This is a genomic window from Ruegeria sp. HKCCSP351, assembly GCF_017872535.1.
In the GTDB taxonomy this organism is placed as follows: Bacteria; Pseudomonadota; Alphaproteobacteria; order Rhodobacterales; family Rhodobacteraceae; genus Ruegeria.
Genome location: NZ_JAEDOV010000004.1, coordinates 296021 through 316780, shown reverse-complemented (window position 1 = coordinate 316780; position 20760 = coordinate 296021). Strand labels below are relative to the sequence as shown.

The window sequence follows — 20760 nt, the reverse complement described above, 5'->3', positions numbered from 1 at the left end:
GGAGAAATCCGGGTCCAGCCGAACCTGTCTTAGAAAGGGCCTCACGGACTGGGGCGTTTTCTAAGACACGGTTTTCGGATCGGGAGGCCGCCTTCGGGACGGTGGCCACGAATTGATCCGGACGTGTTGTCTCGATTGTGCAAGATGCCGGGGCCCGACGGTGTCTTTGCCCGCTGAGAACATCGAAAGGTGACATCTGACATGGCTCAAACGTTCCTTGGCCAGAAACGTCTTCGTAAATATTACGGCAAAATCCGCGAAGTGCTGGAGATGCCGAACCTCATTGAGGTACAGAAATCTTCTTATGATCTTTTCCTGCGCTCCGGCGATGCAGATCAGCCCACAGACGGCGAAGGCATCAAAGGCGTGTTCCAGTCGGTTTTCCCGATCAAGGATTTCAACGAAACCTCTGTTTTGGAGTTCGTGAAATACGATCTGGAAAAACCCAAATACGACGTCGAAGAGTGCATGCAGCGCGACATGACCTACAGCGCACCGCTGAAGGTTACCCTGCGCCTGATCGTGTTCGATGTCGATGAGGACACTGGCGCGAAATCGGTAAAAGACATCAAGGAACAGGATGTCTTCATGGGTGACATGCCCCTGATGACCCCGAACGGCACCTTTGTCGTCAACGGCACCGAGCGCGTGATCGTTTCCCAGATGCACCGCTCGCCCGGTGTGTTCTTTGACCACGACAAGGGTAAAACCCATTCCTCGGGCAAGCTGCTGTTTGCCTGCCGCATCATCCCGTATCGCGGCAGCTGGCTGGACTTCGAGTTTGATGCCAAGGATATCGTGTTCGCCCGCATCGACCGCCGCCGTAAACTGCCTGTGACAACCCTGCTATATGCGCTGGGTCTGGATCAGGAAGCGATCATGGACGCGTATTACAAAACCGTGTCCTACAAGCTGGACAAGAAGAAGGGCTGGGTCACGCCGTTCTTCCCCGAGCGTGTTCGCGGCACCCGTCCGACCTATGACCTGATCGACGCGAAATCAGGTGAGGTAATTGCCGAGGCAGGCAAGAAAGTCACCCCGCGCGCGGTCAAGAAGCTGATCGACGAGGGCACCGTCACAGAACTGCTGGTTCCGTTCGATCACATCGTTGGCAAATTTGTCGCCAAGGACATCATCAACGAAGAAAACGGCGCGATCTATGTCGAAGCCGGTGACGAACTGACGCTGGAATACGACAAGGATGGCGACCTGATCGGCGGTACCGCGAAGGAACTGATCGACGCGGGCATCACCGATATTCCGGTTCTCGACATCGACAACGTCAATGTCGGTCCCTACATGCGCAACACCATGGCGCAGGACAAGAACATGAACCGCGAAAGCGCGCTCATGGATATCTACCGCGTCATGCGTCCGGGTGAACCGCCCACCGTCGAGGCGGCGTCGGCCCTGTTCGACACCTTGTTCTTCGACAGTGAGCGGTATGACCTGTCCGCCGTTGGTCGCGTGAAGATGAACATGCGCCTGGCTCTGGACGCGCCGGATACCCTGCGCACCCTGCGCCGCGAAGACATCGTGGCCTGCGTCAAGGCTCTGGTTGAACTGCGCGACGGCAAAGGCGACGTGGACGATATCGACCACCTCGGCAACCGTCGTGTGCGTTCGGTCGGCGAACTGATGGAAAACCAGTACCGCGTCGGTCTGCTGCGTATGGAGCGCGCGATCAAAGAGCGTATGTCGTCGGTCGAGATCGACACTGTCATGCCGCAGGACCTGATCAACGCGAAACCCGCTGCTGCTGCTGTGCGCGAATTCTTCGGCTCGTCGCAGCTGTCGCAGTTCATGGACCAGACCAACCCGCTGTCGGAAGTCACCCACAAACGCCGTCTCTCGGCGCTTGGCCCCGGTGGTCTGACGCGTGAACGTGCAGGCTTTGAGGTGCGCGACGTGCACCCGACCCACTATGGCCGGATGTGCCCGATTGAAACGCCGGAAGGCCCGAACATTGGTCTGATCAACTCGCTGGCCACTTTCGCCCGCGTGAACAAGTATGGCTTCATCGAAACACCTTACCGCGTCGTCAAGGACGCCGAGGTGACCGATGAGGTTCACTACATGTCCGCGACCGAGGAAATGCGTCACACCGTGGCGCAGGCGAACGCGACGCTGGATAAGAACGGCAAGTTCATCAACGATCTGGTTTCGACCCGTCAGGCCGGTGACTACACGCTTGCCCCGCGCGAGAATGTGGACCTGATCGACGTGTCGCCGAAACAGCTGGTTTCGGTCGCGGCATCGCTGATCCCGTTCCTTGAAAATGACGACGCCAACCGCGCTCTGATGGGCTCGAACATGCAACGTCAGGCGGTTCCGCTGCTGCGGGCCGAGGCACCGCTGGTCGGGACGGGCATCGAGGAAAAGGTTGCGATCGACTCGGGCGCTGCGATCCAGGCGAAACGCGCCGGTATCATCGACCAGGTCGATGCCCAGCGTATCGTTATCCGCGCCACCGAGGATCTGGAACTGGGCGACGCTGGCGTTGACATCTACCGTCTGCGCAAATTCCAGCGGTCGAACCAGAACACCTGCATCAACCAGCGTCCGCTGATCAAGGTGGGTGACACCGTCCAGAAGGGCGAGGTCATTGCCGACGGTCCGTCGACCGATATGGGTGAACTGGCCCTTGGTAAGAACGTGGTCGTCGCGTTCATGCCGTGGAACGGCTACAACTACGAAGACTCGATCCTGATCTCGGAACGTATCGCGCGTGATGACGTCTTTACCTCGGTCCATATCGAGGAATTCGAAGTCGCCGCCCGTGACACCAAGCTGGGCCCGGAAGAGATCACCCGCGACATCCCGAACGTCGGTGAAGAAGCGCTGCGCAACCTCGACGAAGCGGGCATCGTTTACATCGGCGCGGATGTGGAGCCGGGCGATATTCTGGTCGGCAAGATCACTCCGAAGGGCGAAAGCCCGATGACCCCGGAAGAAAAGCTGCTGCGCGCCATCTTTGGTGAAAAAGCATCTGACGTGCGCGACACCTCGTTGCGCGTGAAGCCGGGTGATTACGGCACGGTCGTCGAGGTCCGCGTCTTCAACCGTCACGGCGTCGAGAAAGACGAGCGTGCGCTGCAGATCGAGCGTGAGGAAGTCGAACGTCTGGCCCGTGACCGGGACGACGAGCTGGCGATCCTTGATCGCAACATCTATGCGCGTCTGCAAGGTCTGATCCTGGGTAAAACCGCTGTCAAAGGCCCGAAAGGTGTCAAGGCAGGGTCGGTGATCACCGAGGATCTGCTGGACACCCTGACCCGTGGTCAATGGTGGCAGCTAGCACTGGAAGGTGAGCAGGACGCACAGATCGTCGAGGCCCTGAACGAGCAGTACGAAGTGCAAAAGCGTGCTCTGGACGCCCGTTTTGAAGACAAGGTCGAGAAAGTCCGCCGTGGCGACGACCTGCCGCCGGGTGTGATGAAGATGGTCAAAGTCTTCATCGCCGTGAAGCGCAAGTTGCAGCCGGGCGACAAGATGGCCGGTCGTCACGGCAACAAAGGTGTGATCTCCAAGGTTGTTCCGATGGAAGACATGCCGTTCCTGGCAGATGGTACGCCGGTTGACTTCTGTCTGAACCCGTTGGGTGTGCCTTCGCGTATGAACGTTGGTCAGATCCTTGAAACCCACATGGGTTGGGCTGCACGCGGTCTGGGTCTGAACATCGATGAAGCTCTGGGTGAATACCGCCGTTCCGGCGACCTGACCCCGGTGCGCGAGGCGATGAAGCTGGCCTATGGCGAAGATGTCTACGAAGAAGGCATCACCGGCATGGACGAGGAAACGCTGGTCGAAGCAGCGGGCAACGTGACCCGAGGTGTTCCGATTGCAACTCCGGTCTTCGACGGTGCCAAAGAGGCTGACGTCAACGACGCGCTGGTGCGTGCGGGCTTCTCGGAAAGCGGTCAGTCGGTTCTGTTCGACGGTCGCACCGGTGAGCAATTTGCGCGTCCGGTGACCGTGGGCATCAAGTACCTGCTGAAACTGCACCACCTTGTGGACGACAAGATCCACGCGCGTTCGACCGGGCCCTACAGCCTGGTCACCCAGCAGCCGCTGGGCGGTAAGGCGCAGTTCGGTGGTCAGCGCTTTGGTGAGATGGAAGTCTGGGCTCTGGAAGCTTACGGCGCCGCCTACACCCTGCAGGAGATGCTCACCGTGAAATCGGATGACGTCGCCGGCCGGACCAAGGTCTATGAGTCGATCGTCAAGGGCGAGGATAACTTTGAAGCGGGCGTACCGGAATCGTTCAACGTTCTGGTGAAAGAAGTCCGCGGCCTCGGCCTGAATATGGAACTCCTGGATGCGGAGGTCGATGAGTGACGAAGGGATGCCGGGCTGAAGCCCGGCCTACCATCTGATCCGGCGTAGGCCGGGCTTCAGCCCGGCACTGCGTGACCCCCGCACCCTCTAACTCTGAGGTAAAGAGATGAACCAGGAAATCACCAACAACCCGTTCAACCCGCTGACGCCCCCGAAGGTGTTTGACGAGATCAAGGTCTCGTTGGCGTCGCCCGAGCGGATCCTGTCTTGGTCCTATGGCGAGATCAAGAAACCCGAAACCATCAACTACCGGACGTTCAAGCCTGAACGTGACGGCCTGTTCTGCGCGCGTATCTTTGGCCCGATCAAAGATTACGAATGTCTGTGCGGCAAATATAAGCGGATGAAGTATCGCGGCGTTGTCTGCGAGAAATGCGGCGTGGAAGTCACCCTGCAGAAAGTCCGCCGCGAGCGTATGGGCCATATCGAACTGGCCGCGCCTGTTGCGCATATATGGTTCCTGAAATCGCTGCCGTCCCGCATCGGTCTGATGCTGGACATGACGCTGCGCGATCTGGAACGCGTTCTGTACTTTGAAAACTATGTCGTCATCGAGCCCGGTCTGACTGACCTGACCTACGGCCAGATGCTGACCGAAGAAGAGTACATGGATGCGCAGGATGCCTATGGCATGGACGCGTTCACCGCCAATATCGGTGCTGAAGCCATCCGTGAGATGCTGGCCCAAATCGATCTGGAAGCCGAAGCCGAGCAGCTGCGCGCTGATCTGGCCGAAGCAACCGGCGAGCTGAAGCCCAAGAAGATCATCAAGCGTCTGAAGGTTGTTGAATCCTTCCTCGAGTCGGGCAACCGGCCTGAATGGATGGTCATGACCGTGATCCCGGTCATCCCGCCGGAACTGCGCCCGCTGGTTCCGCTGGATGGTGGCCGTTTCGCGACCTCGGATCTGAACGATCTGTATCGCCGCGTGATCAACCGGAACAACCGTCTGAAGCGTCTGATCGAACTGCGTGCGCCTGACATCATCGTCCGCAACGAAAAGCGGATGTTGCAGGAATCCGTGGATGCTCTGTTCGACAACGGCCGTCGTGGCCGCGTGATCACCGGCGCAAACAAGCGTCCACTGAAATCGCTGTCGGACATGCTGAAGGGTAAGCAGGGTCGCTTCCGTCAGAACCTTCTGGGGAAACGCGTCGACTTCTCGGGCCGCTCGGTCATTGTGACGGGTCCGGAACTCAAGCTGCACCAGTGTGGCCTGCCCAAGAAGATGGCGCTGGAGTTGTTCAAGCCGTTCATCTACTCGCGCCTTGAAGCCAAAGGTCTGTCTTCGACCGTGAAACAGGCGAAGAAACTGGTCGAGAAGGAACGTCCCGAAGTGTGGGATATCCTCGACGAGGTGATCCGCGAACACCCTGTCATGCTGAACCGTGCGCCGACGCTGCACCGTCTTGGCATTCAGGCGTTCGAACCGGTCCTGATCGAAGGCAAGGCGATCCAGCTGCACCCGCTGGTCTGCTCGGCCTTCAACGCCGACTTTGACGGCGACCAGATGGCCGTTCACGTGCCGCTGAGCCTTGAGGCACAGCTGGAAGCCCGCGTTCTGATGATGTCGACGAACAACGTTCTGTCGCCTGCAAACGGCGCGCCGATCATCGTTCCGTCGCAGGATATGATCCTGGGTCTCTACTACGTGACCCTGGAACGTGAAGGCATGCCGGGCGAAGGCAAGGTCTTTGGCTCGATCGAAGAAGTTCAGCACGCGCTGGACGCGGGTGAGGTGCATCTGCACTCGAAAATCACCGCGCGGATCACGCAGATCGACGAGGAAGGCAACGAAGTTCAGAAGCGCTTTGAGACCACTCCGGGCCGTCTGCGTCTGGGTGCGTTGCTGCCGATGAACAACAAGGCACCGTTCGATCTGGTCAACCGCCTGCTGCGGAAGAAAGAAGTGCAGCAGGTGATCGACACTGTCTACCGCTACTGCGGTCAGAAAGAGTCGGTTATCTTCTGTGACCAGATCATGTCGATGGGCTTCAAGGAGGCCTTCAGGGCCGGTATCTCGTTCGGCAAGGACGACATGGTCATCCCGAACGACAAGTGGGGCATCGTCGATGACACCCGCGACCAGGTGAAAGACTTTGAACAGCAGTACATGGACGGCCTGATCACTCAGGGCGAAAAGTACAACAAGGTTGTCGATGCCTGGTCGAAGTGTAACGACCGCGTCACCGAGGCGATGATGAACACCATCTCGGCTTCCGCGCGTGACGAAAATGGCGCCGAGCAGGAACCGAACTCCGTCTACATGATGGCCCACTCCGGTGCGCGGGGCTCGGTCACTCAGATGAAACAGCTGGGCGGTATGCGCGGCCTGATGGCCAAGCCGAACGGTGACATCATCGAGACACCGATCATCTCGAACTTCAAGGAAGGTCTGACCGTTCTTGAATACTTCAACTCGACCCACGGTGCCCGTAAGGGTTTGTCGGATACCGCTCTGAAAACCGCGAACTCGGGTTACCTGACCCGTCGTCTGGTGGACGTGGCGCAGGACTGCATCGTTCGCGAGATCGACTGCGGCACCGAACGCGCGATCACGGCCGAAGCTGCGGTGAACGATGGTGAGGTTGTCGCCTCGCTGGCCGAGCGTATTCTGGGCCGTGTGGCCGCCGATGACATCCTGCGTCCGGGCACGGACGAGGTGATCGTGGCCGCAGGTCAGCTGATCGACGAACGGATGGCAGACACCATCGACGAAGCGGGCGTTCAGTCGACCCGCATCCGCTCGCCCCTGACCTGCGAGTCCGAGGAAGGCGTCTGTGCCACCTGCTACGGCCGTGACCTTGCTCGTGGTACCATGGTGAACACGGGTGAAGCTGTCGGCATCATCGCCGCCCAGTCCATCGGTGAACCCGGTACACAGCTGACGATGCGGACCTTCCACATCGGTGGTGTTGCGCAAGGTGGTCAGCAGTCGTTCCAGGAAGCCAGCCAGGCTGGTGTCGTATCCTTCGAGAACCCGCAGATCCTGGTCAATGCCGCAGGCGAAAGCCTCGTCATGGGCCGCAACATGAAGCTGGTGATCAAGGACGATCACGGCGAAGAGCGCGCCAGCCACAAGCTGGGTTATGGCTCCAAGCTGTTCGTCAAGGAAGGCACCAAGGTGGCCCGCGGCGACAAGCTGTTCGAATGGGATCCCTACACCCTGCCGATCATCGCTGAGAAAGCCGGTACCACCAAATACGTCGACCTGGTTTCGGGCCTTGCCGTCCGTGACGAGACCGACGAAGCAACCGGCATGACCCAGAAGATCGTGATCGACTGGCGCGCCGCCCCCCGTGGCAGCGACCTCAAGCCCGAGATCATTCTGGTCGGTGACGATGGCGAACCGGTCCGCAACGATGCGGGCAACCCGGTTCACTATCCGATGTCGGTGGATGCGATCCTGTCGGTCGAAGATGGCCAGAAGATCGAAGCCGGTGACGTTGTTGCGCGTATTCCGCGTGAAGGTGCCAAGACCAAGGACATCACCGGTGGTCTGCCGCGTGTGGCCGAACTGTTCGAAGCCCGCCGTCCGAAAGATCACGCGATCATCGCAGAAGCCGATGGTTACGTGCGCTTTGGCCGCGACTACAAGAACAAGCGCCGCATCAGCATCGAACCGGCTGACGAGTCGCTGGAACCCATCGAGTACATGGTGCCCAAGGGCAAGCACATCCCTGTTGTCGAAGGCGACTTCGTTCAGAAGGGCGACTACATCATGGACGGTAACCCGGCCCCGCATGACATCCTGTCCATCATGGGTGTCGAGGCGCTGGCGAACTACATGATCGACGAAGTGCAGGACGTGTATCGTCTGCAAGGCGTGAAGATCAACGACAAGCACATCGAAGTCATCGTGCGCCAGATGCTGCAGAAGTGGGAGATCCTGGATTCAGGTGACACCACCCTGCTGAAAGGCGAACATGTCGACAAGCAGGAGTTCGACGCAGCCAACGAAAAGACCATCGCCCGCGGTGGTCGTCCGGCACAGGGCGAGCCGATCCTCTTGGGGATCACCAAAGCTTCGTTGCAGACGCGATCGTTCATCTCGGCGGCGTCGTTCCAGGAAACCACCCGCGTACTGACCGAAGCGTCCGTGCAGGGCAAAAAGGACAAGCTGGTCGGCCTGAAAGAGAACGTCATCGTTGGTCGCCTGATCCCCGCCGGTACCGGTGGGGCCACACAGGCCGTCCGCCACATCGCGCAGTCGCGCGACAATGTGGTGATCGAAGCCCGCCGGGAAGAGGCCGAAGCGGCCGCTGCCCTGGCTGCACCGATCATGGATGATGATCTGGTCGGGGATGAGCTGGACGTTCTGGTGGAAACACCCGAAAGCCGCGAGTAATCGCCCTATTGACAAGTTAAGGAAGGCCCCGCGATTTCGCGGGGCCTTTCGTTTTTGCAGGGCTGAAACGCGGACGACGCTTAAGGCGGTTCCAGACCACTGGAATATTGCGCTCGCCGCATGAGACCTGCAATAACAGCAGGGTTTTTCTGATTTAGCCTAAACTGTGCTACCATCCGCCTTGAATTCACACAGGTGATGGGGGTGGATGATGAGAGCTGTCACAAAGCTGTCGCGCGTATTTTCGGTTTTTGGTCTGGGCCTGATGGCCGCCTGCACGGATTATGCCTATGTGGGGATGCCACCGGGCCAGCCATCGCGTGAGATCGTGATCCCGAACGGCACGACGCGCCTGATCCCGATATCCGGCTCGATCGTCGGGCTGGCTTATGATGAGCCGCGACGGCGGATCTTCCTGCGCAATCTTCCCGGCACCCAACTACAGGAGTTGGACCGAAATGGCCGTGTCCTGCGTACCTTTGCGGCACAGCGGGTTCCGGCCGGATGCGGTGGCATCACACCTGACGAGTTTCCTATAAAGGAATGCGGGCTGGCCATTCGGGGCAGCGACGGGCATCTGTTCCTCGACCATCCGAACGGGGTGATGATCGCGGAACTGACCCGCGACGGGCAATTTGTGCGCAACATCACCCTCAGCCAGCCACAGGGGCCGATTGGTGGGCTGGCCTTTGATGAAACGACCGGCACGCTTTATGTGCTGTTCATCCGCAATCGCCTGATCGCCGAGGTGGATTTGAACGGTACGGTGCTAAGGACGATCCGGGCGACCAACCCATCGGTCGGCGCGGCAGTGCAGATCGAACGCTTTGGTCTTGGCATCAATTCCAAACGCCGCGAGCTTTATGTCGCCCTTCAGAACGGCAACCAGCTTGGCGTTCTGGACATGTCCGGCGGGTTGATCGCAACGCACACGCTCAGCGCCGGGGTGGCTGTGGAAGGTATCGGAGGCGGCCGGGTCTCCGGTCTCTGATAGGGGATCAGTAGGCGTTTTCGACACTCTCCCCACGCGTCGGAACGCAATTCTTGCGATGATCTGATTTGATGCGTTGACAGGCGGCTGTCCGATTGGGCCAATGGCCCGATCACTCTGCGCAGGGCCAAATCTGACATGAACCCAAACACCAAAGGTGCCTTGCTGATGATGGGCAGCATGGCGGCCTTCACCCTGAACGACACTTTGGTCAAGGTCGCGCTTCGGGATCTGCCATTGTTCCAACTGGTGGCCATGCGGGGCGTCCTGGCCGTTTTCCTTGTCTACGGTCTTGCCCGTTATCTGGGGGCGCTGCACCTCAATTTCTCAAACCACGACCGGTGGCTGGTTGCGCTGCGCAGTCTGGCCGAACTGTCGGCTACCTTCTTTTTTCTGACAGCGCTCAAGAACATGCCGCTTGCCAATGTGACGGCCATTCTACAGGCGCTGCCTCTGACCGTGACTCTGGGCGCGGCGCTGGTCTTCTCCGAACAGGTCGGCTGGCGGCGCATATTGGCGATTGCCATTGGTTTTGGTGGCATGGTTTTGATCGTCAGACCCGGTCCTGACGGCTTCAGCCTGTATTCCATCTACGCGCTGATAGCAGTGGCTTCGATCACGGTTCGCGATCTGGTGACGCGACGCATGTCGCCCCAGGTTCCGTCAATGGTGGTGACGTTGGCGACGTCTCTTTCCATCACGGTGGCCGCGGCCATCGCATCGGTGTTCGAAGGATGGGTTCCGGTTTCCGGCGCTGCGGGTTCTCTGGTTGCGGCGGCGGCCGTGTTCGTCCTGATGGGCTATCTGTTCAGCGTCATGGTCATGCGTCAGGGCGATGTCGGGTTCATCGCGCCGTTTCGCTATTCCAGCCTGATCTGGGCCCTGGGGCTGGGCTGGGCCGTATTCGATGAATGGCCCGACGGTCTGACCATGCTGGGTGCGACACTGATTGTGGCCGCCGGACTGTTTACGCTGTTCCGGGAACGCGCGCGTCGGGAAGCGGCGTGAACCTGCGTGACACGGCTCTGAACACTGGTTATCCGAAGGCGAAACCCAGCCTCCGGTTGCAGGCTTGGCACTTCCGGTGCAGCGCGGTTATATGAACCCGGTAAAGCCCGCGCACCTACTTCGCCACGGCCCGGGTCAGCCTATTGCCGGGCAACCGGTATCGTGCTGTTGACACTCGGGCCGACTCCCCCTATTACGCGCGTCATCTCGGTGACGGGGGCCGCCCCATAGCCGATTCCAGTAATGAGCTGGTCAAGGCCCGGACAATTTTGCAGTTCGCGCCCTCTGAGAAACAACCGCGACGTTCACCTCGGAATGGGAACGCTCGTGGGTTTTGCGCTTGTGGACGCATAAGCGCAGCGAAGTTAGCCGCACGCAGCCCGCGTGCATGTCATGTGTGTTGCAAAACGGGGAAGAAACCGGAATGCCAACTATTCAACAGCTGATCCGCAAACCGCGGCAGCCCAAAGTAAAACGCTCGAAGTCCATGCACCTGGAGCAGTGCCCGCAGAAACGCGGCGTCTGCACACGTGTTTACACCACCACACCGAAGAAACCGAACTCGGCTATGCGTAAGGTTGCCAAGGTGCGCCTGACCAACGGGTTCGAGGTCATCTCGTACATCCCCGGTGAAAGCCACAACCTTCAGGAACACTCGGTTGTTCTGATCCGTGGCGGCCGTGTGAAAGACCTTCCCGGTGTGCGTTACCACATCCTGCGCGGTGTTCTGGATACTCAGGGCGTCAAAGACCGTAAGCAACGCCGTTCGAAATACGGCGCGAAGCGTCCCAAGTAAGAAGGAGAGGCTGATATGTCACGTCGTCACGCCGCCGAAAAACGCGAAGTCCTGCCTGACGCCAAGTTTGGCGATAAGGTTCTGACCAAATTCATGAACAACCTGATGATCGACGGCAAGAAGTCGGTCGCCGAGCGCATTGTCTACAACGCCTTTGACCGCGTTGAGAACAAGATCAAGCGCGCGCCCGTCGAAGTGTTCCACGAAGCACTCGACAACATCAAACCGTCGGTCGAGGTTCGCTCGCGCCGGGTTGGTGGTGCAACCTATCAGGTTCCGGTCGAAGTCCGCCCCGAGCGCCGCGAAGCACTGGCCATCCGCTGGCTGATCACCGCTGCGCGCGGCCGCAATGAAAACACCATGGAAGAACGCCTCGCCGGTGAACTGCTGGACGCTGTACAGTCCCGCGGTACCGCCGTGAAGAAGCGCGAAGACACCCACAAGATGGCCGAGGCGAACAAAGCCTTCAGCCATTACCGTTGGTAATCCCAGAGGCTTATCCAAATGGCACGCGAATATCCGCTCGAACTATACCGTAACTTCGGTATCATGGCGCACATCGACGCAGGTAAGACCACCTGCTCGGAGCGTATCCTGTATTACACTGGTAAATCCCACAACATCGGTGAGGTGCACGATGGTGCAGCCACCATGGACTGGATGGAGCAGGAGCAGGAACGCGGCATCACCATCACTTCGGCTGCGACCACCACTTTCTGGGAACGCACCGAGGATGGTCAGACCGCCGATACCCCAAAGCACCGCCTGAACATCATCGACACCCCCGGCCACGTTGACTTCACCATCGAAGTTGAACGCTCGCTGGCGGTTCTCGACGGTGCCGTCTGCGTTCTGGACGCAAACGCCGGTGTTGAACCGCAGACCGAAACCGTGTGGCGTCAGGCTGACCGCTACAAGGTTCCGCGCATGGTTTTCGTCAACAAGATGGACAAGATCGGCGCAGACTTCTTCAACTGCGTTCGCATGATCGAAGACCGCACCGGCGCACGCGCTGTTCCGGTTGGTATTCCGATCGGTGCCGAAACCGAGCTGGAAGGCCTGGTTGATCTGGTCACCATGGAAGAGTGGCTGTGGCAGGGCGAAGACCTTGGTGCAAGCTGGGTCAAAGCTCCGATCCGTGACAGCCTGAAAGACATGGCTGACGAATGGCGCGGCAAGATGATCGAAGCGGCCGTCGAAGAAGACGACGACGCGATGATGGCCTATCTGGAAGGCGAAGAGCCCGACGTTCCGACTCTGCGCAAACTGCTGCGCAAAGGCACGCTGGCCCTGCATTTCGTGCCGGTTCTGGGTGGCTCGGCGTTCAAGAACAAAGGCGTTCAGCCGCTGCTCAACGCTGTGATCGATTATCTGCCCAGCCCGCTGGACGTTGTCGATTACATGGGCTTCAAACCCGGCGACGAGGAAGAAGTTCGTAACATCGCACGTCGTGCCGATGACGGCATGGCCTTCTCGGGTCTGGCGTTCAAAATCATGAACGACCCCTTCGTCGGTTCGCTGACCTTCACCCGGATCTACTCGGGCACCATGAACAAGGGCGACTCGATCCTGAACTCGACCAAAGGCAAGAAAGAGCGCATCGGTCGTATGATGATGATGCACTCCAACAACCGGGAAGAGATCGAAGAAGCATTTGCAGGCGACATCATCGCGCTGGCGGGTCTGAAAGACACCACCACCGGTGACACCCTCTGCGATGCCAAGGATCCGGTGGTTCTGGAAACCATGACCTTCCCCGATCCGGTGATCGAGATCGCGGTCGAGCCCAAAACCAAGGGCGACCAGGAAAAGATGTCTCAGGGTCTGGCCCGTCTGGCCGCCGAAGACCCGTCCTTCCGCGTGGAAACCGACCTGGAATCGGGTCAGACCATCATGAAGGGCATGGGCGAACTTCACCTGGACATCCTGGTGGACCGTCTCAAGCGCGAGTTCAAGGTCGAGGCCAACATCGGCGCGCCTCAGGTGGCTTATCGTGAAACCATCTCGATGCCGGTCGAACACACCTACACCCACAAGAAACAGTCGGGTGGTTCGGGTCAGTTCGCCGAAGTCAAGCTGGAGATCCAGCCCACCGAGGCAGGCGAAGGTTACTCGTTCGAAAGCCGCATCGTTGGTGGTGCCGTTCCGAAGGAATACATCCCCGGTGTTGAAAAAGGCATCAACTCGGTCATGGACAGCGGCCCTCTGGCTGGCTTCCCGGTGATCGACTTCAAGGTTGCCCTGCTGGACGGTAAGTTCCACGACGTTGACTCGAGCGTTCTGGCGTTCGAAATCGCGGCCCGTATGTGTATGCGTGAGGGCATGCGCAAAGCTGGCGCGAAACTGCTGGAACCGATCATGAAGGTCGAAGTGATCACCCCGGAAGAATACACCGGCGGTATCATCGGTGACCTGACCTCGCGTCGGGGCCAGGTATCGGGTCAGGAACCGCGCGGCAACGCGATCGCGATCGATGCGTTTGTGCCGCTGGCGAACATGTTCGGCTACATCAACACCCTGCGTTCGATGTCGTCGGGCCGCGCCCAGTTCACCATGCAGTTCGACCACTACGATCCGGTTCCGCAGAACATCTCGGACGAGATCCAGGCGAAATACGCATAAAGCAGTGGGCCGGGCTGAAGCCCGGCCTACCGCACACCCGTAGGCCGGGCTTCAGCCCGGCACCCGCAAATTAAGGAGGCCATCATGGCAAAGGAAAAGTTTGAGCGTACAAAACCGCACGTCAACATCGGCACGATTGGGCACGTTGACCACGGCAAGACGACGCTGACCGCAGCAATCACCAAGTATTTCGGTGACTTCAAAGCGTATGACCAGATTGACGGTGCGCCGGAAGAGAAAGCCCGCGGCATCACCATCTCGACCGCGCACGTGGAATACGAGACCGACGCGCGCCACTATGCGCATGTCGACTGCCCCGGCCACGCCGACTACGTCAAGAACATGATCACCGGTGCCGCTCAGATGGACGGCGCGATCCTGGTTGTGAACGCCGCGGACGGCCCGATGCCGCAAACCCGCGAGCACATCCTGCTGGGCCGCCAGGTTGGCATCCCGAAGATGGTCGTGTTCATGAACAAAGTTGACCAGGTTGACGACGAAGAGCTGCTGGAACTGGTGGAAATGGAAATCCGCGAGCTGCTGTCTTCGTATGAATACCCCGGCGACGATATCCCGATCATCGCAGGTTCGGCTCTGGCCGCGATGGAAGGCCGTGACCCTGAAATCGGCGAGAACAAGATCCGCGAGCTGATGGCGGCTGTTGATGACTACATCGACACCCCTGAGCGTGCTGTTGACCAGCCGTTCCTGATGCCGATCGAAGACGTGTTCTCGATCTCGGGCCGTGGTACCGTTGTGACCGGCCGTGTCGAGCGTGGCGTGATCAACGTTGGCGACGAGATCGAGATCGTCGGCATCCGCGACACCGCAAAAACCACCTGCACCGGCGTTGAAATGTTCCGCAAGCTGCTGGACCGCGGTGAAGCGGGCGACAACATCGGCGCCCTGCTGCGTGGTGTGGATCGTGACGGCGTTGAGCGTGGCCAGGTTCTGTGTAAGCCGGGTTCGGTGACACCGCACACCAAGTTCGAAGCCGAAGCCTATATCCTGACCAAGGAAGAGGGTGGCCGTCACACCCCGTTCTTCGCGAACTACCGTCCGCAGTTCTACTTCCGGACCACAGACGTGACCGGCACCGTGACCCTGGCGGAAGGCACCGAGATGGTCATGCCCGGCGACAACGTGTCGTTCGGCGTTGAGCTGATCGCGCCCATCGCGATGGAAAACGGCCTGCGCTTCGCCATCCGCGAAGGCGGCCGCACCGTCGGCGCCGGCGTCGTGTCGAAAATCGTAGAATAATCGGTAGGCCGGGCTTCAGCCCGGCACATCGGTGAACGAATGAAGGCCGCTCCATAAGGGGCGGCCTTTTTTAGGCTTTTCTATCGAAGACCGTCGACCTACCCGTAGGCCGGGCTTCAGCCCGGCGCGTCTATGATCCTAATGAAGGCCACGACCAGAACGTCAAGGCAGGGCGCATCCCGACCGACGATTTCAAAGAAATCCAGCTTTGTGTGAAAAGCAAACTACTCTGTCGAGAGCGGGCGGCTCAGCCCAACCCGCCTTCAGCTGCGGCCCGTACGGCCCGAATATTCTCACCGTAAACCTCGGGCCGATCAACTGATCCGCCTTTGAACACGGCAGACCCGGCCACCAGCACATCAGCCCCCGCTGCGGCAACAAGGGGCGCTGTCTGGGGATCAACTCCGCCGTCGATCTCGATATGCACCGGGCGGTCACCGATCATCTGGCGCAATTTGCGGATCTTGCCGGTCATGTCGATGAACTTCTGGCCGCCAAAGCCGGGGTTCACGGTCATGACGCAGACCAAATCGGTGAGGTCCAGCAGATGCTCGACCGCTTCAGCCGGGGTGCCCGGGTTCAGGGCGACGCCTGCCTTCATGCCTGCGGCGCGGATCGCTTGCAGCGTGCGGTGGGTGTGGGCCCCCGCCTCGACATGCGCGGTCAAAATGTCTGCACCTGCATCAGCGTAGGCCTGGATGTATGGATCGACCGGCGTGATCATCAGGTGCACGTCCATGACCGTCTTTACATGCGGGCGGAAGGCTTTGACGGCTGGCGGGCCAAAGGTCAGGTTCGGGACGAAATGGCCGTCCATAACGTCAACATGAACCCAGTCGGCGCCCTGCGCTTCGATGGCCTGAATTTCCTGCCCGAAATTGGCAAAGTCCGCGGACAGAATGGACGGCGCGATCTTGATGGTGCGGTCAAAGCTCATGGTGGCCTCGTATCAGCTGAAGAGTCGCGGACGCGTATACCCGTGAGGCGGAGCGATGGATACCCCTCGCGCGCTCCGGGGCGTTACAAAACTTTCACTACGCTGACACATATCCTTTGAACGGCATCTGTAGCAGTCCGCCAACATGAATTGGGGGTGGCACGTGCTGCGTATCAAGAAACTGACCAAACGCTTTGGTGACAATGTTGCCGTGAATGCCGCAACGCTGGATGTGGACAAGCCATGCATGATCGGGATCATCGGACGGTCGGGCGCGGGTAAGTCCACCCTGCTGCGGATGATTAACCGCCTGACGGATGCCAGCGAAGGCGAAATCCTGTTTGAAGGCCGGGACATCACCCAACTGAAAGGCCGTGACAAACGCGCCTGGCAGGCTGATTGCGCGATGATTTTCCAACAGTTCAACCTGGTGCCGCGCATGGATGTGGTTTCGAACGTGCTGCATGGCACGCTCAACCGTCATTCGACGCTGGCCGCTATGTTCAACCTGTTCCCAATGGATGAAATTCACCGTGCCATCGACATTCTGGACCGGTTGGGAATCGCGGAACACGCTCCGAAACGGGCCGAGGCCTTGTCGGGCGGCCAGCAACAGCGCGTGGCGATTGCGCGGGCGCTGATGCAGGACCCGAGGATTATTCTGGCAGATGAACCAATTGCCTCACTGGACCCGATGAATGCACAGGTTGTGATGCAGGCGCTGCGCCGCATCCACGAAGAAGATGACCGTACCGTCATCGCCAACCTGCACACGCTGGACACTGCACGTCGCTATTGCGACCGCGTGGTTGGGATGCGCGACGGGCGCATCGTGTTCGATGGGCTGCCCGAGCAACTGACCACCGGCGTCGCCCGCGAAATCTATGGTGCCGATGCCAGCTTCTCGGAAGAAGCGACATCAACGGAAATCGAAACGCTCGACGCCACGCAAAAGTCGCTGATGGAAGCAGAGGCAACCATCTGAGCGGTCCCAAACCCTTTCATCGCCCGGCCCGATGAGAGGCCGGGGTTATCAAACTGGAGAGAGACAGATGAAAAAACTGATTGCAGCCTTGGTCGCAACCACAACACTGGCCGCACCGGTCATGGCCGAAGAAATCAGCGAATTCCGCATCGGCATTCTAGGTGGCGAGAACGCTCAGGACCGGATGAGCAAAAACGAGTGTCTGCGCAAATACACCGAAGAACTGTTGGGCGTTCCGACCAAATTGTTTGCCCCTGCCGACTATAACGGAGTGATTCAGGGGCTGCTGGGCGGCACGATTGATGTCGCCTGGCTGGGTGCGTCGGGCTATGCCAAAACCTATCTGAGCGACCCCGAAGCGGTTGAGCCGGTGCTGGTCAAGGTGAACACCGATGGCGGTTACGGCTATTACTCGGTTGGTTTTGCACGCAAGGACAGCGGCATCACTTCGCTTGGTGACATGAAGGGCAAGGTTTTTGGCTTTGGTGACCCGAATTCGACCTCGGGTTATCTGATCCCGTCGATCGAGATTCCCCAGGCCACCGGAGCAACCATGGAATCGGGTGACTATTTTGCTGAGGTGAAATTCACCGGCGGTCACGAGCAGACAATTGTCGCGGTGAACAACGGTGACGTTGATGGCGGTGTGACCTGGGCTGATGGTCTTGGCGAGTGGGAAGACGGCTATCAGTCGGGCGCGCTGCGCCGTGCTGTGGATGCTGGTCTGGTCGACATGAACGATCTGGTCGAGATCTGGAAATCGGCACCGATCCCGGAAGGTCCGGTTGTTCTGCGCAAGGCTCTGCCCGAGGATGTCAAAGCTCAGGTCACCGAATTGTGGAACACGCTGGATGAAAAAGACCGCGAATGTTTCTACGGCGTGGCCGCGGGTGAGGCCAAGAGCTTTGATCCAATTACGCATGAGGCCTACGAGGTCATCATCGAAGCGCGCAAGCTGAAGTCCAACTAAGACCGCAAATCCAATGATCGGGGTCCGGTGATGTACCGGACCCCGTTTTCCCTTCAGGAGCATTCCATGACAGACCTTACTGCAGGGTCCTTATCCGTCGATCAGATCCGCAACGACTATACAGCGATGACACGACGCAAGCGGGTCTATGGCGGCATCCTCCTGATTCTGTTCCTGTCGTTGATGGCGGCAGGGTTTCGCACAGCCGACAACCGGAATGCCGGCAGTTTTGTCGATGGCTGGCACCGTATTCTTGATTACCCCACAGAGGTTCTGTCCGAGGCGGGGGAGAAGATTTCCGAGATGCCAGCCAATCTGCGCTCGTTCTTCCCGGCTCTGATTGAGACAATCAACATCGCGGCGGCGGCGACGCTTGTCGGCACAATTATTGGAACGTTTTTCGCCCTGATGTCGACACGCGGCATGGCGCTGTGGCCGTCAATGATCCCGCTGTTTCGCCGAATATCAGACATCTGCCGCGCCATTCCCGAGATCGTAATTGCGTTGGTTCTGATCTTCATTCTGGGCGGTGGCCCGGTTCCTGCGATGATCGCCATCGCGATTCACACTGCTGGCGCACTAGGCAAACTGTTTTCCGAGGTGAACGAGAACGCCTCGCTGAAACCGGTGGAAGGGCTGCATTCCGTGGGTGCCAATTGGTCACAGCGGATGTATCTGGGGGTGATTCCGCAGGTCGGGCCGAACTATGTCAGCTACGCGCTGCTGCGGTTCGAGATCAACATCCGTGCCTCGGCCATTCTTGGATTTGTTGGGGCGGGCGGTTTGGGTTACGAGCTGCGCAATGCCATGTCTTGGGGGCAAGGGCGTTATGACGAAGCCGCAGCCATCTTCATTCTTCTGTTCGTTACAATCGTGGTCGTCGACCAGCTGTCAGGCTACCTGCGCGACCGTCTGACCCACGGCTCGGAAAAAGGAGCTTTGGCATGAGCACCTTCGCAACCAATTTGACTGTTGATGACCTCAAAGCCGAAGCAGATCGCTTGTTCAACCGCAAGAGGTTGGTGAACTTCGGGTTGCCTGCTCTGGTTTTCGTCTATCTGGTCTATGTCTTCTTTGCTTTTGACGTGTCGGGCCCTGTGGCGCGCGCAAACTGGGCAAATGGCAAGACGCTGGTGGCTGACAGCTATAGCTACAAAACGCATATCGCCCGGGATAATCGCACCGGTGAAGTCTCAGCCGCCATCGAGGGTGAGCGCAAGGGGGCATATCCTGAAGGGCAGGCCCCGGAGTGGGTGGCGCTGGGCGAGACAACTGTGATCGACCTTGAAAAGGGCCATGTCGTGCGTTTCGGTGCGCAGACGGTGGAATATGACATTCCCGGCTATGGCACTATTCGCGCAACACCCACGCGTTCGGCCGGTGTACAGGCGGAGTTGCCGGAGGGCGAGGTTCCGGAGTGGATCAACGTCTCTAAAAACCGGCTGTCTGTGACCACGGACGCAGGTCGTTTGACTGTCACCCGCAACCGGTCCGAGGTGTTTCGCTATTTCACAGGGTGGGAATTATTCTGGTTCACGCTGGACAGCCCTTATTTCGGCAAGTCCTTCCCGGAACTGGCCGGGCTCGCGGCGTCGGGCGAGGCGGGTGCGATCTTTAATGATTTCTGGACCAACAAGATGTGGCGCCATCAGGATGTGGCCTGGGCCATCTTCGAGACGATCCTGATGGCATTTCTGGGCACGTTTGGCGCGGCGATTGTAGCCCTGCCACTGGCCTTTCTTGCGACGCGCAATTTCAACCGGATGAGATCCATCCGCTTTGCGACACGGCGTATATTCGACTTTGTGCGCGGCGTGGATGCGTTGATCTGGACTGTGGTTCTGGCTCGCGCCTTTGGTCCCGGCCCGTTGACCGGTGCGCTTGCCATTTTGGTGACGGACACCGGTACATTCGGCAAGATATTCTCGGAAGCGCTGGAAAATGTGGATCAGAAGCAGATCGAAGGTGTGCAGTCCACCGGTGCGAACGCCGCGCAACGGTATCGGTTCGGCGTTATCCCTCAGGTCACGCCTGTTTTGCTGAGCCAACTTTTGTATTTCCTCGAATCCAACACCCGCAGTGCGACGGTGATCGGTGCAATCACAGGCGGCGGTATTGGTTTGCTGCTGACGCAGGCAATCATCACACAGAAAGACTGGGAAGAGGTCGCCTATTACATCATCCTGATCATTCTGATGGTGATGCTGATGGATTGGTTTTCGGGCTGGCTGCGCCGACGTCTGATCCAGGGTGAGCCGGGTAAAAAGCGCAGTCTGCGCACGCCCGACCCCAAACCGTTCCTGCTGCCCTGAACCGGGTTTGGAGTGGCAAGAAAACAGCACGGTTCAGTGCGGCGCAAACGTTTGAAAAAGCGTCACAGAGCCTATTCCATTACCGTTCATCCCATAATCAGTATAATGCTGATCCGAAAGGCATCTGGGCCGATTTTTGCGCCATGCCCAACGGGATGAGGCCTCCGGCAGGAGGTCGACGTCGGGCGGTATC

13 protein-coding genes are annotated in these 20760 nt (G+C 59.1%); 12 read left to right on the top strand and 1 reads right to left on the bottom strand.

The annotated features are described in order from the left end of the window. Positions 1–201 precede the first annotated feature (201 nt). From rpoB to tuf, 8 genes are all read left to right on the top strand, one after another. Complete coding sequence (gene rpoB, locus I9182_RS11120; protein WP_209598268.1) at positions 202–4338, top strand: DNA-directed RNA polymerase subunit beta; 4137 nt, start codon at positions 202–204, stop codon at positions 4336–4338. A 106-nt stretch (positions 4339–4444) separates the two neighbouring features. Continuing rightward, on the top strand, positions 4445–8686 hold the full coding sequence (gene rpoC, locus I9182_RS11115; protein ID WP_209507791.1) for a DNA-directed RNA polymerase subunit beta': 4242 nt from the start codon (positions 4445–4447) through the stop codon (positions 8684–8686). Positions 8687–8897: 211 nt separating this feature from the next. Continuing rightward, the gene (locus I9182_RS11110; RefSeq protein ID WP_209598267.1) at positions 8898–9677 is read left to right on the top strand and encodes a hypothetical protein; all 780 of its coding nucleotides are present in this window, start codon (positions 8898–8900) and stop codon (positions 9675–9677) included. A gap of 138 nt (positions 9678–9815) precedes the next feature. Then, the gene (locus tag I9182_RS11105) at positions 9816–10685 is read left to right on the top strand and encodes a DMT family transporter (RefSeq protein ID WP_209598266.1); all 870 of its coding nucleotides are present in this window, start codon (positions 9816–9818) and stop codon (positions 10683–10685) included. Positions 10686–11109: 424 nt separating this feature from the next. Next, entirely contained in the window at positions 11110–11481 is a 372-nt protein-coding gene (rpsL, locus tag I9182_RS11100; RefSeq protein ID WP_005621086.1) for a 30S ribosomal protein S12, read from the top strand. Positions 11482–11496: 15 nt separating this feature from the next. Further along, positions 11497–11967 (top strand): 30S ribosomal protein S7, encoded by a 471-nt coding sequence (gene rpsG / locus I9182_RS11095; RefSeq protein WP_039529242.1) that lies wholly within the window; start codon positions 11497–11499, stop codon positions 11965–11967. Between the two features lie 18 nt (positions 11968–11985). After that, on the top strand, positions 11986–14103 hold the full coding sequence (gene fusA, locus I9182_RS11090) for an elongation factor G (RefSeq protein WP_209507797.1): 2118 nt from the start codon (positions 11986–11988) through the stop codon (positions 14101–14103). An 84-nt stretch (positions 14104–14187) separates the two neighbouring features. Further along, positions 14188–15363 (top strand): elongation factor Tu, encoded by a 1176-nt coding sequence (gene tuf, locus I9182_RS11085; protein ID WP_209598265.1) that lies wholly within the window; start codon positions 14188–14190, stop codon positions 15361–15363. Between the two features lie 247 nt (positions 15364–15610). Here tuf and rpe read toward each other — a convergent pair whose 3' ends face one another. Further along, entirely contained in the window at positions 15611–16300 is a 690-nt protein-coding gene (gene rpe, locus I9182_RS11080; protein WP_209598264.1) for a ribulose-phosphate 3-epimerase, read from the bottom strand. A gap of 163 nt (positions 16301–16463) precedes the next feature. Between rpe and phnC the strand changes: the two genes are divergently transcribed. The 4 genes from phnC to phnE (I9182_RS11060) all read left to right on the top strand — a co-directional run bounded on the left by phnC (position 16464) and on the right by phnE (I9182_RS11060) (position 20567). Then, a complete protein-coding gene (gene phnC, locus I9182_RS11075; RefSeq protein ID WP_209505290.1) occupies positions 16464–17285 on the top strand; it encodes a phosphonate ABC transporter ATP-binding protein in 822 nt (273 codons plus the stop codon). A 67-nt stretch (positions 17286–17352) separates the two neighbouring features. Continuing rightward, positions 17353–18255: a phosphonate ABC transporter substrate-binding protein gene (gene phnD, locus I9182_RS11070; protein ID WP_209598263.1), complete on the top strand. Its 903-nt coding sequence runs from the start codon at positions 17353–17355 to the stop codon at positions 18253–18255. Positions 18256–18321: 66 nt separating this feature from the next. Next, positions 18322–19203, top strand: a complete 882-nt coding sequence (gene phnE / locus I9182_RS11065) for a phosphonate ABC transporter, permease protein PhnE (RefSeq protein WP_209598262.1) — start codon at positions 18322–18324, stop codon at positions 19201–19203. After that, a complete protein-coding gene (phnE, locus tag I9182_RS11060) occupies positions 19200–20567 on the top strand; it encodes a phosphonate ABC transporter, permease protein PhnE (protein WP_209598261.1) in 1368 nt (455 codons plus the stop codon). Before phnE (I9182_RS11065) ends, phnE (I9182_RS11060) begins: the two co-directional genes overlap by 4 nt. Positions 20568–20760 lie beyond the last annotated feature (193 nt).

Bases quoted from the DNA above. Each gene is read 5' to 3' on its own strand.
- rpoB (WP_209598268.1), top strand. From the start codon at position 202: ATGGCTCAAACGTTCCTTGGCCAGAAACGTCTTCGTAAATATTACGGC.
- rpoC (WP_209507791.1), top strand. From the start codon at position 4,445: ATGAACCAGGAAATCACCAACAACCCGTTCAACCCGCTGACGCCCCCG.
- I9182_RS11110 (WP_209598267.1), top strand. From the start codon at position 8,898: ATGAGAGCTGTCACAAAGCTGTCGCGCGTATTTTCGGTTTTTGGTCTG.
- I9182_RS11105 (WP_209598266.1), top strand. From the start codon at position 9,816: ATGAACCCAAACACCAAAGGTGCCTTGCTGATGATGGGCAGCATGGCG.
- rpsL (WP_005621086.1), top strand. From the start codon at position 11,110: ATGCCAACTATTCAACAGCTGATCCGCAAACCGCGGCAGCCCAAAGTA.
- rpsG (WP_039529242.1), top strand. From the start codon at position 11,497: ATGTCACGTCGTCACGCCGCCGAAAAACGCGAAGTCCTGCCTGACGCC.
- fusA (WP_209507797.1), top strand. From the start codon at position 11,986: ATGGCACGCGAATATCCGCTCGAACTATACCGTAACTTCGGTATCATG.
- tuf (WP_209598265.1), top strand. From the start codon at position 14,188: ATGGCAAAGGAAAAGTTTGAGCGTACAAAACCGCACGTCAACATCGGC.
- rpe (WP_209598264.1), bottom strand. From the start codon at position 16,300: ATGAGCTTTGACCGCACCATCAAGATCGCGCCGTCCATTCTGTCCGCG.
- phnD (WP_209598263.1), top strand. From the start codon at position 17,353: ATGAAAAAACTGATTGCAGCCTTGGTCGCAACCACAACACTGGCCGCA.
- phnE (WP_209598262.1), top strand. From the start codon at position 18,322: ATGACAGACCTTACTGCAGGGTCCTTATCCGTCGATCAGATCCGCAAC.
- phnE (WP_209598261.1), top strand. From the start codon at position 19,200: ATGAGCACCTTCGCAACCAATTTGACTGTTGATGACCTCAAAGCCGAA.